This window comes from Sodalis sp. RH15, assembly GCF_047324255.1.
GTDB classification, from domain to species: domain Bacteria; phylum Pseudomonadota; class Gammaproteobacteria; order Enterobacterales; family Enterobacteriaceae; genus Acerihabitans; species Acerihabitans ligni.
The window spans coordinates 4,870,162-4,888,683 of sequence record NZ_CP178738.1 but is presented as its reverse complement, the minus strand read 5'-3'; the positions used below and the strand labels follow the sequence as shown (position 1 = coordinate 4,888,683).

10 protein-coding genes are annotated in these 18,522 nt (G+C 44.2%); 6 read left to right on the top strand and 4 right to left on the bottom strand.

The genetic code is table 11. The features are described 5' to 3' along the window. Positions 1–151 precede the first annotated feature (151 nt). The 5 genes from acnB to ACL2XO_RS22190 all read left to right on the top strand — a co-directional run bounded on the left by acnB (position 152) and on the right by ACL2XO_RS22190 (position 9,086). Complete coding sequence (acnB, locus tag ACL2XO_RS22210) at positions 152–2,749, top strand: bifunctional aconitate hydratase 2/2-methylisocitrate dehydratase (protein ID WP_413741543.1); 2,598 nt, start codon at positions 152–154, stop codon at positions 2,747–2,749. A 288-nt stretch (positions 2,750–3,037) separates the two neighbouring features. Next, complete coding sequence (locus ACL2XO_RS22205) at positions 3,038–4,459, top strand: ankyrin repeat domain-containing protein (protein WP_413741542.1); 1,422 nt, start codon at positions 3,038–3,040, stop codon at positions 4,457–4,459. 23 nt (positions 4,460–4,482) lie between these two features. Further along, the gene (locus ACL2XO_RS22200; RefSeq protein ID WP_413741541.1) at positions 4,483–5,889 is read left to right on the top strand and encodes an ankyrin repeat domain-containing protein; all 1,407 of its coding nucleotides are present in this window, start codon (positions 4,483–4,485) and stop codon (positions 5,887–5,889) included. A gap of 111 nt (positions 5,890–6,000) precedes the next feature. After that, entirely contained in the window at positions 6,001–7,569 is a 1,569-nt protein-coding gene (locus ACL2XO_RS22195) for an ankyrin repeat domain-containing protein (protein WP_413741540.1), read from the top strand. Between the two features lie 137 nt (positions 7,570–7,706). After that, on the top strand, positions 7,707–9,086 hold the full coding sequence (locus tag ACL2XO_RS22190) for an ankyrin repeat domain-containing protein (protein ID WP_413741539.1): 1,380 nt from the start codon (positions 7,707–7,709) through the stop codon (positions 9,084–9,086). Between the two features lie 69 nt (positions 9,087–9,155). Here ACL2XO_RS22190 and ACL2XO_RS22185 read toward each other — a convergent pair whose 3' ends face one another. After that, positions 9,156–11,942 (bottom strand): hypothetical protein, encoded by a 2,787-nt coding sequence (locus ACL2XO_RS22185; protein WP_413741538.1) that lies wholly within the window; start codon positions 11,940–11,942, stop codon positions 9,156–9,158. A gap of 22 nt (positions 11,943–11,964) precedes the next feature. After that, entirely contained in the window at positions 11,965–15,708 is a 3,744-nt protein-coding gene (locus tag ACL2XO_RS22180; protein ID WP_413741537.1) for a hypothetical protein, read from the bottom strand. A gap of 570 nt (positions 15,709–16,278) precedes the next feature. Between ACL2XO_RS22180 and yacL the strand changes: the two genes are divergently transcribed. Continuing rightward, entirely contained in the window at positions 16,279–16,641 is a 363-nt protein-coding gene (gene yacL / locus ACL2XO_RS22175) for a protein YacL (protein ID WP_413725454.1), read from the top strand. 76 nt (positions 16,642–16,717) lie between these two features. On the opposite strand, the gene speD is transcribed toward yacL, so the two are convergent. Further along, complete coding sequence (speD, locus tag ACL2XO_RS22170) at positions 16,718–17,512, bottom strand: adenosylmethionine decarboxylase (protein ID WP_413725453.1); 795 nt, start codon at positions 17,510–17,512, stop codon at positions 16,718–16,720. Next, positions 17,500–18,405, bottom strand: a complete 906-nt coding sequence (gene speE, locus ACL2XO_RS22165) for a polyamine aminopropyltransferase (RefSeq protein ID WP_132928013.1) — start codon at positions 18,403–18,405, stop codon at positions 17,500–17,502. Before speE ends, speD begins: the two co-directional genes overlap by 13 nt. Positions 18,406–18,522 lie beyond the last annotated feature (117 nt).

The following is an 18,522-nucleotide window of genomic DNA, read 5'->3' as shown; positions in this document are numbered from 1 at the left end:
ATGCAAATTAATCCTGATAAACTGGCAACCCGACACCGGGTATAAAGGTCCTTTTTTCAATGGCGGCGCCCCGCGACGATGCGCTGCAAACCAGGTGCTGTCAGTTCAGTATTGAACAACGAGCAATGACAATAAAAGCGAGGAGAACGTCGTGCTAGATGATTATCGTAAGCACGTTGCCGAGCGTACTGCCCAGGGGATTGTGCCAAAACCTCTTGATGCCGTACAAATGGCGGCGCTGATTGAATTACTGAAAAATCCGCCCACCGGCGAAGAAGCATTCCTGCTTGATCTCGTGAGTAACCGAGTTCCTCCCGGCGTCGATGAAGCGGCCTACGTAAAGGCCGGTTTTCTGGCGGCCGTCGTCAAGGGTGAAGCCGTATCTCCCCTGATAAGCCCTGAAAAAGCCGTTGAGCTGCTGGGTACCATGCAGGGCGGCTATAACATCCAGCCCCTGGTGGATGCGCTGGACGATAAGGCGCTGGCGCCCTTAGCCGCCAATGCATTGAAATCCATGCTGCTGATGTTCGACAGCTTTTACGACGTTGAAGCCAAGGCCAAGGCCGGCAACCCCCACGCTTTGGAAGTCATGCGCTCTTGGGCTGATGCCGAATGGTTCCTGTCCCGTCCGCCGCTGGCGGAAAAGATCACCGTCACGGTGTTCAAGGTCACCGGCGAAACCAATACCGACGACCTGTCGCCGGCGCCCGATGCCTGGTCCCGTCCGGATATTCCGCTGCACGCGGTAGCCATGCTGAAGAATGCCCGTGATGGGATTGTGCCCGATCGGCCGGGAGTGGCGGGGCCGCTTAAGTTGATAGAAACCCTGAAGCAAAAAGGCTTTCCCCTGGCCTACGTCGGCGACGTGGTGGGCACGGGATCTTCACGTAAATCCGCCACCAACTCGGTGCTGTGGTACATGGGTGACGATATTCCCCACGTGCCCAACAAACGCAGCGGCGGCGTGGTGCTGGGCAGCAAGATTGCGCCGATTTTCTTCAATACCATGGAAGATTCCGGCGCGCTGCCTATTGAAGTGGACGTCTCCGAGTTGAACATGGGCGATGTCATCGATATTTACCCGTTCAAGGGCGAAATCCGCCGGCACGATACCGACCTGCTGCTGGCCGGCTTCTCCCTCAATACCCAGGTACTGGTGGATGAAGTGCGGGCCGGCGGCCGTATCCCGCTGATTATCGGCCGGGGGCTGACGTCCCGCGCCCGTGAATCCTTAGGATTGCCCCCAAGCGAAATCTTCCGCCATGCACGGGAAGTCACCGCCAGCGCCAAGGGTTTTACCCTGGCGCAAAAAATGGTCGGCCGCGCCTGCGGCGTGGACGGTATCCGTCCAGGGCAATACTGCGAGCCCAAGATGACCTCGGTGGGCTCACAGGATACCACCGGGCCGATGACCCGCGATGAGCTCAAAGATTTAGCCTGCCTCGGTTTTTCCGCCGACCTGGTGATGCAGTCCTTCTGCCATACCGCCGCCTATCCGAAGCCGGTGGACGTGCAGACCCATCACTCCCTGCCGGACTTCATCATGAACCGCGGCGGCGTCTCGCTGCGTCCCGGCGACGGTATCATCCACTCCTGGCTGAACCGTATGCTGCTGCCGGATACCGTGGGCACCGGCGGCGACTCCCATACCCGCTTCCCTATCGGCATTTCTTTCCCGGCCGGTTCCGGTCTGGTGGCGTTTGCCGCCGCCACCGGGGTCATGCCGCTGGATATGCCGGAATCGGTGCTGGTCCGCTTCAAGGGTAAAATGCAACCGGGCATTACCTTGCGGGATCTGGTGCACGCCATCCCTTACTTCGCCATTAAGCAAGGTTTGCTGACGGTGGAGAAAAAGGGCAAAAAGAATATCTTCTCTGGTCGTATCCTGGAAATCGAAGGCTTGCCGGAACTCAAGGTTGAACAAGCCTTTGAGCTGGCCGACGCGTCGGCTGAGCGTTCTGCGGCGGGCTGCACCATCAAGCTCGATCAGGCGCCTATCGTTGAATACCTGAGTTCCAATATTGTGCTGCTGAAGTGGATGATAACCGAAGGTTATGGCGACCGCCGCACGTTGGAACGCCGCATCAAATCCATGGAAAGCTGGCTGGCGGATCCTCATTTGCTGGTGGCCGATGATGATGCGGAATATGCCGCGGTACTCGAAATCGACCTGGCGAATATTACCCAGCCCATTGTCTGCGCGCCTAACGATCCGGACGATGCGCGGCTGTTGTCCGATGTCGCCGGCAGTAAAATCGATGAGGTGTTTATCGGTTCCTGCATGACTAATATCGGTCACTTCCGTGCCGCGGGCAAATTGCTGGATCAGCATAAAGGCGCGCTGCCGACCCGGCTGTGGGTCGCGCCCCCCACCAAAATGGATGCGGCGCAGCTCACCGAAGAGGGCTACTACAGCGTATTCGGCAAAAGCGGAGCCCGCATCGAAATCCCGGGCTGCTCGCTGTGCATGGGCAACCAGGCGCGGGTAGCCGCCGGTGCGACGGTGGTCTCCACCTCCACCCGCAACTTCCCCAATCGCCTGGGGGACGGGGCGGATGTCTATCTGGTCTCGGCCGAGCTGGCGGCGGTGACCTCGCTGCTTGGACGTCTGCCGACGCCGGAAGAGTACCTGCAAGCCATATCCATGGTAGATAAAACGGCGGCGGATACCTACCGTTACCTGAACTTTGACAAGCTGACGGCTTACACCGATAAAGCGGATGAGGTAATTTTCCAAACCGCGGTATAACGGAATGCCCTGCGGGGCGAGAGATAACTCATCAGCGTTGACGGACCAGAACCGCACCCCAAAAGTTGGATACCAACTGATTAAGGTGCGGTTTTTTTATAATTCAATTTGTCATGAAGTTTAACAAGAAGCGCCCTCAATTTCTCTTAAACAGGCTATGACTATTTCTGAAGAGTAAACGTACCACTCTTTAAGTACAAAATTTATATACTCACTTTTTTATTCAGTATATGTTTTAGTCTCCGAGACCACTATTGACTGCACGGATATAAATTTTAGGGATAATATATGAACGCGACATTACAATCCTTTATGCCTTACGGCTCGATTAACCCTATGCCTATGCATATGCATATGCATATGCATATGATATCTAACTATACAAATTTTATTAAAAATAGAGAAGAGTTAAATATTCTTACAAAGAACGTAAAGAGGGCAATTAATGAAAGCGAGAAACGATTCGAAATGAAAGTAAACGAACGGGAGTATACTAATAAATGGGTTGAGAAGCTTAAAATAAGTAAACGTGAAATTTTTTTTGCTGAAGTTGACGCAAAAATGAATATTAATAACCACGATCGATATGATTGTCGAAAAAATATATCAAGTATAAGCAGGTTTCCAGAAATGGACGTTGTGTTCGACAACGGCAAAAAGGCGTATGCTAAAAACATCAATAATACCCTACAGGATAACGATGGCATTACTCCTTTAATGAAGGCGATCGGTAACAACGACTCCTTAAATAAAATACGTGATTTGATTCATAGTGGCGTTTCCTTAGATATTCAAGATAAGCAAAACAATACTGCTGTGATATGGTTGATAAAAAGCCTTAATAATCTAGGCAATGAAACGCAAATACAAACTAAATTGGAAATAATGGAAAATCTATTTCTTGCGGGTGCAAACCTGACTATCGCAGGCACTGCCGGATTTACTCCGATGATGTATGCCGTCGCCGTAAATAGCGTGCCTGCATTTAAGATGTCATATAGAAGTGCGGAGGACTTTAGATGTGTAAATGATGCAGGCGAGACATCGTTACATTTGGCGTTAAAATATGATGCAGATCCAAAAATATTAACTGTTCTCATCGACCTTTATAAATTTATGAATGTTAAGGATACGCGTGGTTATACGCCTTTTATGATGGCGTCATTTCGCTCCCGGTACGATATTATGGATACCTTTCTCACTAAAGGGGGGGATATCAACGATTTCGATGCCTATGGTTGGACGGCGTTGATGCATGCTGTGAACTGCGATGATGTAGAGACGATGAATTATTTGCTGGCCAAAGGCGCCAGCGTTCTTATCAAGGATTGCTGCAATAAAGATGCGCTAAACATCGCCCAGGAGCAAGGGCGAAATCATATGGTGAATCTGCTGCTTCCCAAAATAAAAGTAGAATCAGAGACAGTGAAAGGTGTAAAACATGACCCTCAGCTGGTCTGCGGGAATATATGCAACCTCATCGCTGGGCCACGCCTAAATGATAGCCATAATATAACAGTCCACAATAATACCCAGTATGAAATAATAGATATTGAACATCGTGAAATGTTAACCGATGTCGCGGCATCCGCTGCGAGCAGGTCTGTGCCTTTTACGCCGATGTTAATCACAAGAGTTATGCAAGGTATATATGATGGAGTTAGAAAACTCAGTATTACCCAGACGTTTTGCAAAAAAAAACCAGTTTAATAAATCATATTTAGGAGATATATATGAATGTGACTTTACAGCCCTACGCCCCCTCACGTTTAATTGATTTTTCTCAACCAAGCCAGCCTATAGAAAGCGGAAAATATTCTACTAACTATACTAGCCAAATTCAGATGCTATCTAATAATATTTTACCCATGATTAACGCAGCGGAAAAGAGGTTTGGAAACAATTCTGCAGAATTGAGAACCAAGCGTCATATAGTTGACCTTAAGGAAAGAGGTCTTAAGGTTAACCCTAATCAAGCTCGGCTGGATTGCTTGGATCATAAGGATAAAAGAGCGAGCCTACCGGAAAGTACGGTCGACGTGGACATTGAATATCTTGACCCCAAAACGGTAACCCGCCTCAATGTCAATGACAAGAATCAGGATGGGCTTACCCCGTTAATGCGGATTGCTCTTACCGGTGGTAACAACGAGGATATTAAATCCTTGATTAGGCTAGGGGCCAAGGTGGGCTTGCAGGATAATGCAGGCAATACGGCGGTGATGTGGGTGGTAAAAAGCCTTTTTCGTCTTGCAAATGAAACAAGAATCCAAATTAAATTAAATATCTTAGATGTGTTGATAAACAGCGCTGCAGATCTGGACTTGGCGGATAAAGAAGGATTTACTCCTTTGATGATTGCTGCTATGGGTGATGACAAAAATAGCTTTAAAAAATTACTTATCAACAAGGCAACTGTTGAATTAAAGAATAATGACGGGAAAACCGCATTGCATTTGGCAGTTGAATACAATGCATCAAACACTATCATTGATCAGCTCTGCGTGTTTTATCAAAAATTGAATGTGGATGATAAAAAGGGTCGTACGCCATTTATGATAGCGTCCTATTACGGTAATTTGGCTCTTATGGACAGCTTCTATAACAAAGGCGTGGATGTTGATCATGTGGATTTAAATGGCTGGACGGCGTTAATGCATGCGGTGGACTGTCGTAAAGAGGAAGTGGTTAAGAAACTTTGTTCATATGGCGCCAATGTCAACTTCACGACCCTATATCAACGAAGCGCTCTGGTAATTGCTTTTGAAAAAAAGGACAAAATAATAGCCTTAACGCTCATAAAGGCCGGCGCGGTGATGCCGAATGAAGAAATAAAGCATTGGCTTAAGGATGAGCTCAAGGAAAATGTGAATACAAATCATATGACGTGGCAGGTAATAGCTAATGACAATAATGTGGACCCCGATAGCAATACTATAGATGCTTCAGACAAAAAAGATGAAACGATAGTTGTCAAACCTATTCTGCAAAGCGATCTTAATGACGATAAAACAGCTGAAACAGATTCATCACAATCCAGCGGATCCTCGTATTTGATACCAGGGTGGCTTGTTTATAAGATGAAGAGTGCTTATGAGGCATTTAGACGTTATGCTTCTCCATTCCCTCCTTTGTCATAGGCTGATGTATCATAATTTTTATTTAGCAGCACTGAGTTTACTCGCCTGGTCTCAAAAAATACTTTGAATAGGCAACATTCTTTAAGCATACCATACTGTAAGGATGTACAGATGAATACAACATTATTGCCATGCGCACAGCCAACTATGGCTAAAGTTTTTGAATATATGCCAAACAAATCAAATGAGCATAATATTCGCAATTACAATGAAGTAATAAATATCACCTCTCTAAATGTTTTACCCATGATTAATAGGGCGCAACGACGTTTCGATGCCCATTCCAGCGAGATTACCACAAAGGGTGGAAGTAACTTGCTAAAACAATTAAAGTTAAAGAAACGCGAAACTTCCTTGGCTGAAAAAGATTTTGATAAAAAATTAGAACAACAAGCGAGCCTAGGTTGCCTATCACCTGAAAGAAGAAGAGGAAGATTGCCTTATTGTAACATTCCATTAGATAACGAACTTTTGAAAACAACGGGCGAAAGGGGGGTAGGCTTTAACGCACAAAACAAAGATAAGCTCACTCCGCTGATGCAGGCAGTGGCAACGCACAAAGACGTTGGATTTATTAAATATCTGATGAGCAGAGGCGCCGATATGACTCTTAGGGATAATGAAAACAATACGGTGCTAATGTGGCTGCTTAAAAGTCTTTTTAGATTGAAGGATGAGGCGCTAATTACAGAAAAATGGAAGATATTAGACATATTTCAGCAAAATAAAAGTATGTCTAATGTGCCTGGTACAGCCGGTTATACCCCTTTGATGGTGACGGTGCTAGGGGAAGATCATAGGACATTTTTTAAGCTCCTAATAAATGGCGCACTAACCAATGCTACTAACGATGCAAAGGAGACGGCACTGCACTTAGCCATAAAGTATGATACGCATTGGATGATATCCGTGATTCTTCGTTATGATCATTATGATATTAACATTAAAGATAAAAATGGGCATACGCCATTTATGTTAGCAACATTTCGAAAAAATCGTGAAATTATGGATTTCTATATTAGAAGAGGTGTCAATATAGATAATACGGATGCTCAGGGTTGGACTGCGTTAATGCATGCGGTGAACTGTGGTGATGTTTCGATGACTGAGTATTTGCTTAGTCAAGGCGCTTGTGTCAATTATGCAAATCGAAGTAATGAAACGGCAATGAGGGTGGCTTTGTACAAGAACGATCAGCAAAATGTGCATGTGCTTTCAAAAGCAATATCTGCGCTAAAAGCAGCTAACAAAGACTGTCGTCCTGTATCATCTGGAGATCATGTGCCCGCAAACGTTAACGATACAGCTTATACTGAAAATGATGCCTTGAAGAATCGCGCAGTGGCAGAGGATAATGCCGGTTCTTATATCAAAACTACCGATAAGAAACTTAATGCCACCGAGACGATAATCAATACCATGATGACCGCGTCTGATGATGAGGCCAATACTACCGAAGCCATGAATGAAACGCTTTTAGATAAAAATGAGGATACAGAATATCCTTTGTATGAAAATGGCCGGCGCGAAAATAAGGAAATATCAACTGACATAGCCTCCACCAAATCAAGTGGCTCATCCTTATTTTTATCATCGCATATTACCGGAGACATCGATAAAATCTACCAGAGTCTTAAGAGAATAATGTCACGTCGCTCAGTTCCTAATAATAATTCTTGAATAGGCCTTCGGGGATAGCCCTGTTTTATCATCTTTGCTTCAGAAGACTCAAGTAAGGTTCTTATGCTGCTAATGAAATATGAAGGGCCGGAGGGCCCGTTTAACATATTTCTTTTCAATTCAACTTAGGTGACGGCATGTCGTTAATGGTACCCTATAATTCTCAGTTCAATTTTATGATTTCTCATGCTATACCCAATCATATTGATGGGAAAAAATTACTTTATTCCTCCCATGGATATTTAAAAAACAGTATTGATTTGGCAAAGTTGCCAGTGACGGCTGCGGTAGGTTTTCCAATAATATTACATAGTAAAAATAATGTGACTTTAGCAAAAACAAACGGGATAGAGTCAAGCAATATTAACTATTTTTCAAAAAAAGACCAGCTCAATCGTTTAAAAAGAACATCAAGTCCTGCTTTTCAATGTCCATTGAAATTAAATGACTTAAGAACTAAAATTCCTGTGAGTAATATCATTTTTAATAGAGAAATTCTTGATCAGGTAAACAGAAGTGAAGTGGATGTTAACACACAGGATAAAGATAATCGGACGGCATTGATGGCTTCCGTGCTTTTAGGCAATGGTTTACAGGATATTGCCCGCCTGTTACAAAAAGGCGCTGAGCTTGATTACTTAGACAGTGATGGCAATACTGCCTTGGTATTAGCCATAATGACCAAAGAGAACGCTATTATAAACGCTCTGCTCCAGGCTGGGGCTAATGTTAATCTTGCGGGTAATATGGCTTTGACGCCTTTAATGTTGGCAGTGTTACATAACGATTTCAAATTGGTTGATAAGCTGGCGACAAAAGGAATAAAACCTGATGTTAAGAACGATGATGAAGATACCGCGCTTACCCTAGCGTTAAAAAATGGCGTGAGCGGAAAAGTTATTGATAGCCTTCTACGATTAGGCTGCGGAGTCAATGTTCCGGGTAAAGACGGCTTGACGCCGCTGCTGCTTGCTGCTGGCAATGGTAACAAGATGTTCCTTAATAAAATTTTACCGCTTGGCGCCGATATCGACGCATTGGATAATAAGGGTTGGACAGCGCTGATGCGCGCCGTTGCGTGCGGTAATCAGAATATCATGAAATATTTGGTTGAAAGAGGCGCTGCGGTTAATATAAAGGACCCCAATAATATCACCGCGCTTTCACTGGCTTTAGATCGCGGCCACAAGACGATGATAAAAATTTTGCGTAAAGCCGGGGCTACCGAGGGCAGGCACTCTATACGGCATCAACGGCCAACGTCTGCGGCGCCCCAAGCCACTCTGTCAACAGGGAACGCGCCTATCGCTACATCATGGCCAGCAGGCAGTGTGCATACCAGTACTATCCTGCCCGATGTGCATGTCGGGTCTACCCACTTTTACACGACAGTTGAACCAGCCCGATCGGGAAGCAGCGATGCCAGGCTAGACTGGCTGCCGGAGATGATAATTTCTTCAATTAAGATGATATTTAACTCTGCTCGGCAATATATGTTTCGCCGACGGCATACTTAGATCACTGAAGGCGCTGGCTGCTGAAGATATTACCGATCTTGATAATATTTAACGCATGAAAAAACAGTTTTATGGGTAAACACTCGAATCGCCAATCAAAGTACAGATTTCCTCGTTATAGTGGACCAGAAAATTATGTAGTTTTTCTCCTTGCGGCATGGGAACGGGTATAAGTGTTTTATCCTCGGCCAGGGTATATTTTTGGCTGTAAATGTCATTATTCTCAGGGTTTAATCGCAGATAAATATCTTTACTGTGAAAGGTATCACCGCCCACTTTGACTACCGGAACTTCCAGCTCCATGGATGGCAAATGGGCCATTTCATATTGTTTAACAAGTTGATTGCCGGCGGGATCAATTTTTTTTGCTACAAATGCGGCGTGTAGTCTTTGCAAAGACGGCAGTGAGCGGCTCGCAACAGCAACACCTTCGGCAATTTGTTTGAACATAACCTCGCTCAATCCGCTGTTTATCTCAAGGCCTGGATCAAACATAAGGAGGTATTCCACTCCTAATTTGCTCAAGGCAATTGGATTGAGTTCATGTGACGCAGGTAGTTCAATGGTTTTAACCAAAGAAGACGGACCCTGCTTCATCGCCATTACAAAAGATTGCCTTGCAGCCAGGCCGCTTGCCATCCCGCCCGAGGCGGTCCGTGAATCATATTTCGTTTTTATTGGCGTCCGGAGGTCCAAATCAGATTTGCCCGCAATAGAAGACAGAGCTGCAAAATCAATACTACAAGATGAATTTTTTGTGTCTTGTTTCGCGGCCTGATCATCTTTGTTACAGATATAAAACGGTACTATGGTTGGAAAAAAAGTTTTTTTCTCAAAACTAGCTCTATTGTCATAACCATACGCATTCAGGTATTGTAGCATTTTATTGCGGTGTATTTGACTCAGCTTACCGGCTAATACTTGCAGCGAATCATGGGTATCCTTCAGTATTTCATTGCTATCCTGCGAAAACGTTAATTTAATACTATCGGTGTCCAGTTCCGGTTTAAAATAGGATAAATAATCATAATATGAAGTAATGCTGCTAGTGATTCGTCGTATTTGATATTCCTCTTTTTCTTTCATGAGCGCATACATTCTTTCTTCATCACCTATAGTCGCTGAGAATACATCGACATCTTTCCTTATGTCCAACTCTTCAATTTGGCAAAATCTTTCTTCGGACTGCATCCTTTCGGAATCATAGTTGTATTCTAAACTGACCCTGCTGAGTGTGACCATGGCCGCATTCAGGAACTGGGTCTCCTTTTTATGCATACCGTTAAAAGCATCTCTAATAACGTTTTTATCCACATCAGCAAAAGTATCGGCGATTTCAACACTTTGCCTTTCAAATAACGAGTAAGGATCGGGAGTATGCCAATTGCCTATTTTTGTTTCATTTATTTCCTCCGTTAAAACATCTCCAAAAACATCATATTCGTAGTAAGAAAAATAATATTCTTGAGGTTTAATTAATATGTTGGAGTTAAGATTATGCAATGCATCCACCAAATCCGCAAGAGATTGGTAGGTGTCCAACCTTTGAGTTAAACAGGCTACGGGATCTTTTGCCGCATGATAACGATCGCAGGCGGAAAAGTATTGTGCAAGAATATGCTGTCTAATCCTATTCTCCCAAAAAATGTCTTCTACATCAGTAGAAATATTATTATCATGGCAATATTTGACGTGATAAAGCATAGCGGGAATCATAAAAAGCTTAATGAGATTGGGCGCGGTGATACCCTCTTTTAACAAGGCTTCAAGTATGATCCCTAAAGATGAAATATCATTAGCAGATAATGTTTCCAGATTGATATCTGCACTCATGGCTAACCCTAACCCAACATGAAAAAAGCCCCACTCAATTGAACCAACCGAGTATGCCATCGCAGAGGTGTTAACTTTGCCTTGAAAAAAAGTAGGCATTAGTGGGTTCAATAGCCTGTCAAAAATGACTTTCGGAGGATTATCCTGATTGACGTCCATATACTCGGATGGGTTTTTTTGTAATAAATTCTCAACGCCTTTAGAAAGATGATTTGCAAAGTCCCGTGTATAAACAGCTTTGCCATGATTTTTTTTGGTGAGAGTCATAAATTCGCTGACTATAAATTTTTCGATATTATCGTTAAAGACAAACGAATTGATCCACGCGGCCATAATTTTTTGCTGATGGCATTGAGTTAATAATTCCTGGTCTTTATACCCAAACAGGCCAGATGATTTTAACAAGCTTTGCGTTACTTTCTTGAATGCATCATTATTTTTAGATAAAAATTCATCTAAAGCTTTAATTACATTATATGTGGACTCAAGCTCTTTAGAAGTGATATGGGATTCAGAAATAAGCAATGACGTTAGCCCCTCCAATGCCGATCTATTCGGTGGCGAATGCATAGATTGTGACTGTTCCGGGCTTCTGATGATGCGTCTTACATTATGCTCTTCCATTAAACCGTAATCGAATTTATTGTTAGTGTTATTTCCCGCAGGCATTACTGGTAAAATATGCTCAGAGCATTTTATAGTATGTTTCGAGCCAAAAGAAGATATGTTTGTGTTGCATTGTAAACCTGGGATGATAGGGAGATTATTTTTAGAGGTAATGTTGCTCGCCAAATTACTTACCGGTGAATAACCGGTAGCTAAGAGCAAGCGTAAAGCGAAATCTTTTAAAGAAGACTTATTGTTTTTTGCTGGTTTATTCAATTGAAGCCTGTCATGTCGACTAATGGATTTCAACGAATCAAATAGAGCTTTTGTGTCAAAATATTCCTGAGAGTTTGTTGAGTTGGATAATAATTCTTTTTCAATACTGATTCCATAATTTATGTGCGATAAAAGATGCATGCCAGATTACTCCTTTAAATGACTATACTGGGTTGGGCGAATCATGTATATAAACTTTTCCTGAAAATAGATTTCTTGCACTATAAGGGATCTCCGACGCTTCTTCCAAAATGATCCCCACTCGTTCCGTCGGAGAAATACTGGGCGGGCTGGCTTTGGCGATACTGATTCCCTTAATAATAAAATAGGATTTGGGGGGATAGAGATAATTTACCGGCGGTGCCGACTGTGTTATGATTTGGGGTAGAAGCGGAGTGCCTTGAATCGCATTATCAATACGATATGTTATTAACTGTTGCAAACGCACCCCGTTTATCTTCTTGTAATGATTTGCCTGCTTGGCCAAATCTCGGGCAGCTTTATTATTTGCTGATACAATCATGAATTGTGGGTAGTTTGTCACTATATCCCCTACGCGAGGATCATCCCCCCATTGCATGTCACTGTGTATGTATTCCATGCTAAGCAGATAGCTTCCGCGATGCCGAGGAATATCCGCTTGCGTGAGTTCCATCAGGCTGTCATAAATTTCTTGTTGTGCGTGGGTAAGCGTTTCACCTAACTTCAGCTTTCGGTTCATTTCTGTACTATTTGACTTTGAAAACAACGGCTCATTATAACGCAATGTATCTTTGTATCCCCTGATATCATCTTCATTCAAAATCCATTCTTGTAATGTTTCTTTTTGTTTTTTTGCCAACCTATGATAGGAAGTAACAAATTTATTAAGGTCTATGCTTTCATGCCTCAATGTAATACCCACTTCCGGAAAAAGGATTTTCTCACTTCCTCGGTCTCCAAAGGTATTGATATCAAATCTATAGGTAAAGAACGGATTCGGCCAATCATCAGACCGGATGTTATCTGAAAAGATGATCTGAGAAGCACCATTTGAAGTATTCAAGTAGGAAACATAGCCATTTTTTCCCGTCGGGGTATATTCAATAGTCAGCTGGGACTGATGATACGGATAGAACGATCTGGTGTGTTTCGAAACCCATTGTTTAGCATCTACTGCCGCGTCCGGCCAGTCGAGTCCGGCAGGGCGTGTATTTTTCAGTCCTCGACCTTTAGGCATGGGAACGGGAATCAATGTTTTATTTGCGGTCATAGTATATTTTCTGCTGAAAATATCATTATCCTCGGGATTGATTCGTGCATAGATTTCTTTTCCGCGAAATTTATCTCCCCCCAGTTTTACCACTGGCACCTCCAATTCCAAGGCAGGCAATCGCGCCATTTTATAAAAAGAATCTGTAGGGTTTAAATAATGTTCAATTTCTTTTTCCCGCAAACGCGACAATAAATTTTTCAGCGTGGGAGAATATCGTTGCACTATGTCTACACTCGCGGCAACCTCTTTTAATATAGTGCTACTTATTTGGCCAATAATCCCCAGTCCTGAATCAAAGAGGTGAACAAATTCTGTGGCTAATTTACTGATTACCATTCCATTAAATGTTTCTGATGCGGGCAGATGTGTAAATGCCGTTAGATAGTGCAGATCTTTTTTTATAGCCATCTTCAGGGCCTGCCTAGCGACAAAGCCATTCACCACATTACTCCCCGTCCCCTTGGTCACATTACCGCCCTTGGTTGTGGCTAGCACGCTGATGTCTAACTCCGCTCCCGTAACCCTGGCCAGCGCAACGATATTCAGGCTGCAGGCAGGAATAGCAGTATTTTTTCTCCTGGGCCGCAAACGTTCTTTACAGGTATAAAAAGGAATTAAGGATTGGAATATGACCTCTGCCTGTTTATTGACTGCATTATTGATGTTTAATATATTCAAATGACTGAGTAATTTGTCTCGGTGTATTTGACTAAGACTGTTTGCCAGCACGTCAAGCGGTTCATGACGCTCTTTGAGAAGTTTTAGAGCATCTTTGTATAATTCCAGCTTAATGTTATTATCAGTTGTTAACTGCCGAGAATAGTTTTCCAAAAGTTCAAAGTAGGCTGTGATCTGTTCATCAACACGCTTAATTCGATATTCTCCTGTTTCCTTGATTAAGGCGTAGATTCTTCTAGAATTATTTTTCTCCGCTGCGAAGATATCTATATTTTCCTTGATTTTTAAATAACAATATTCTGCACTATTATCATGCTTTGTATTTTTTAAATTCAGTTTTGGCTTAAAATGGACTTTAAATATCACCATCTTAGCTTGCGTCATAAATCCGACTTCATCTGCATCGATCCCAGAGAGGGCATCTAAAATAATTGCTTTGTTGACAACTAAATATGCGTTGGCAATGTCGGCATTTTGCTTTGCAACGATCGCGTCCGCGGTTGGATATTGCCGGACATCATTTTCTTCTCTTCCTGTGGTGTTCACGCAATTCTTGTTAGAACTCAAGTATTGATAATTCTGAAAATAAGGTATGCCCGGCCGAATCTCCATATTACAATGCAAGTTTGTCAATTCTGTTTCAATGGTTTTTCGAGATTGATAGGCTTTTAAAGCTTCGGCCAAACGAATTATGGGTTCGTTAATGGCATTGAATATATCGCAGGCGGAAAAAAATTTCTCCAGAATACCCTCTCTTATTCCGTTAGGGCCAATAATCTCATTAAGTTGAACATCACTATCTTTATCCAAGCTTTCTTTGATGTGGTAAAACATGGCCGGCATCATAAATAATTTCGCCAAAGACAAACTTGTTAACCCTTCTCTTAGCATGGATTCCAATATAATGCCCAGGGAGATCACATCTTTTTCTGACGATAAGGTGAGGTCCAGTTCGGCGCTCATGGCAAAACTCAGCCCAGCGTGCAAATAACCCCATTCAATAGAACCTATTGGGTAAGCCATCATTATATCGTTAATGTCATTATAAAAAAATGTCGGCATTATGGGCAATAAAAAATTATCCTTGATAAAATTTATTGATGTTTCATAATAATATAAATACTCAAAATCGGTACTATTCATTAATTTTTTTCGTATGCAATGAGCCAGAAAACTTTCAAAATTTCTCGATGTGACTTTTTTTTCAAACACGGTATATTTAGAGATATTAATGAATTCACTAACTAAAAATCTTTCCCATGATTTTTCGAAAACATAAGAGCTCACCCAGGCTGTAAGAATCTTTTTTTTATGGCGTTCGGTTATTTTTTCAGGCCATTTGGCACCGAACAGACCGGAATATCTAAGTAAATATCTAGCTGCATATATTTCATAATCTTGCATATATTTAATGTGAAATGCCAAACTATGTATTAAAGGATCCGGATGTCCAAAATAGTGCTCAGTTTCCCGGTATATTTTTCTAAGCATCCGATTAATGCCTTCCAAAGATGAAGCGGCAGGCGGCATATAGAGTGATTCTTCACGGTCGGTGCTTCGGGCTACGCGACGGGCATGGTTTTTTCCTGTTATTGGGACACTGCGTGGATAATCATAAACGGCCTGTCCCGGCAAAAAGGTCTCCCCGGCGCTCTTAACGGACGACGCGTGGTCAGCGGGCGGCAAGAACCCATCTTTTGCCGACACCGGATTGAAGTTTGGGACCGCAGCATTTTGCGTGATAAGATGATCGGAAAAAAAAGTTATCGGTGCACAGGCTGAGGCGAGCAATAGGCGTGTAGCGTAATTTTTATAAGTAGATTTTCCACTTGTCACGCGCAATTGTGATTCTCTATTTCCCTGCATCCTTACGCATTTTAAGGTACGGAATAAATGCTTGGCCTCATGATATTCCTGCAGGGTAGTTGAATTGCTTATTAGATCCTTTTCAATCATATTATCTATAATACGCATGTATTGGCCCTTTAGAAAAGAATGTAGAGTAAATCTACTTTTTTTAAGTCTAGCGAGCCAGAGATATTGTTAATGGAGTTTAAATAACAGAAGTAAAAAGTCTTCTTTTCTGTTTTAGGCGGCTTTTGTGTGCATTCAGTATGTTTTTAATGTGTTTAAGGTAAATATTACTAATCCGTTTAATACCAAATTAATATCGTTCTGATAAGTCCATAAATGACGCATTAAGCAATTGATGAGGAATAAAAAACGCTGCGAAAAAAAATCTATAGGCGGGATAGCCAGCAGAACCTAATGATTGGCATACAGCCGACAAAAAACGTGATAACAGGTAGGTACGTTCAGGCTTCGGTGAAGCCCCTTCGGCGGCGTCGGAGACTGTGAACTCAATGGACGTTTTTTAACTCCCGTCTTGCTGGAGGCAACAGGGATTTTTTCTCAGCCAATACGTTCTGATTGATTATATGCGGCAATATATTTTTATGAAATCCCATTCAGCTAACGCTTTCTTATAGCAGACCGGTTAAAATTCTATCTTGGGCGGGTCACTTGCAGCAGGCGGGAAAGATAATGGATTATGAATTTTTGCGCGATATCACCGGGCAGGTAAAAGTCACCTTTTCCATGGGACACGAGGCCATCGGCCATTGGCTCAATGAGGAGGTCAAAGGCGATTTCGCACTGCTTGACGAGGTAGAGGCACAGATACGCCAACTCGCCGGCACCGAACGCAGCTGGCAATGCGAGGGCCATGAATATACCCTGTGGACCGATGGCGAAGAAGTGATGATACGCGCCAATGAACTCACCTTCGTCAATGAAGAGTTGGAAGAGGGCATGAACTACTACGATGAAGAGAGCCTGTCTTTATGCGGATCAGACGATTTTTTGCAGGTGTTAAGCCAGTATCGCGATTTCTACCGCCAGGCATAAGCCCGCAGTCTTGCTACGTCCGGTTAAGGCGACAACGTTAACGAACGTTGGCTACCCTCCTACCCTCCACCCTCTATCAGGATTCCGGTAAATTCCGGCCATAATAAATTTCCCGCATCTCTTTATATAACAACCGGGTGATGGTTTTACGCTCATCAGGGCTGAGATCGGCCGGCGTGGCGTTAAACAGATAATGCTTCAAGTCGAAGTCCTTAAGCATCATCTTGGTATGAAACATATTCTCCTGGTAGATATTCACGTCCATCATGTGATAGAGCGCTTTCATATCCTCGGACAGGAAGTTCTGGATGGAGCTTATCTCATGGTCGATATAATGTTTGATGCCATACACGTCGCGGGTAAAACCCCGCACACGGTAATCGATGGTGACGATATCCGATTCCAGTTTATGTATCAGATAATTCAGCGCCTTCAGCGGCGAAATCACGCCGCAGGTGGAGACCTCGATATCGGCGCGGAAGGTGCATAAACCGCCTTCCGGGTGGCTTTCCGGATAGGTATGGACGCAGATATGGCTTTTATCGAGATGCGCCACTACAGATTGGGACAGCGGACCGGGCTGCTCGGACTGGTCGATGCTCAGCGGATCCACCGGCTCTTCACTGACCAGAATCGTCACGCTTGCGCCCTGCGGCTCGTAGTCCTGGCGCGCCACGTTGAGAATATTGGCACCGATCATGGCGCAGGTTTCGCTCAGAATTTCCGTTAAACGATTGGCGTTATAACGTTCGTCAATGTAAGCAATATAGCCGTCACGGTCATCGGCGGTCTTGGCATAACAGATATCGTAAATACAAAAACCCAGGCTCTTGGTCAAATTATTAAAGCCGTGCAGTTTTAACTTCTGCAATTGGATTCACCCCCTTGCAAATGCCCTTTCGGACGGGCCTCTGATAACGCGTTCAGTATGTATTGCGGCAGGGCGAAGCTGCCGACGTGAATCGCCGGATTATAATAGCGGCAAACCAACCCCGCCGTTGCCGCCCGCGACCGTAACGTGGCGATATCGCACCGGCGTAGCGCCGGATCCTGACTGGCCCAGGCAAAGGTCATGATGCCGCCGTAATAAGTAGGTATCGCCGCCTGGTAAAAACCCACATCGGCAAAATAGCGGCCGAGCTTGCGATAGCTGTCCACCGCTTCGTCCTGCTGTAAAAAGCAGACGCCGTTTTGCGCGACAAAAATACCGCCGTCGTTAAGGCAGCGGGCACAACCCTGGTAGAACGATGAGGTAAACAGGCTGGAACCCGGACCGATGGGATCGGTGCAGTCGGAGATGATCACATCGAATTTTTCCTGGGCGCGGGTGACGAAGTTTACACCGTCATCAATAACAAGGTGAAAACGTGGATCGTCAAAGGCACCGGCGCTGTGCCGGGGTAGATATTGACGGCAAAACTGCACCACGCCGGCGTCGATTTCCACCATGGTGATATGTTTGACCTGCGAGTGGCGGCACACTTCCCGCAACATGGCGCCGTCGCCGCCGCCGATAATCAGGACCTTTTCGACCTGGCCGTGCGCTATCAAAGGCACATGGGCCATCATTTCGTGGTAGATGAATTCGTCGCGCTCGGTGGTTTGCACCACGCCGTCCAACGCCATTATCCGGCCAAAGGCGGCATTTTCGAAGATAGTCAGCTCCTGGTGACCGGTCTTTTCCCGGTACAGGATTTTCTCTACGTCAAAGCGCTGGCCGAAGCTATCATGCAGCGTCTCGCACCAAATTTCTTTTTGTCGCAAATCGGGCTGTGACATGTCGGGCTGCTCCTCGGCATCATCGCCATGAGAAAACGGCGCAACATCATAACCAACTCCGCCGGGGGATGCACGGAGCAATTTCACACAAAATGCAATTAT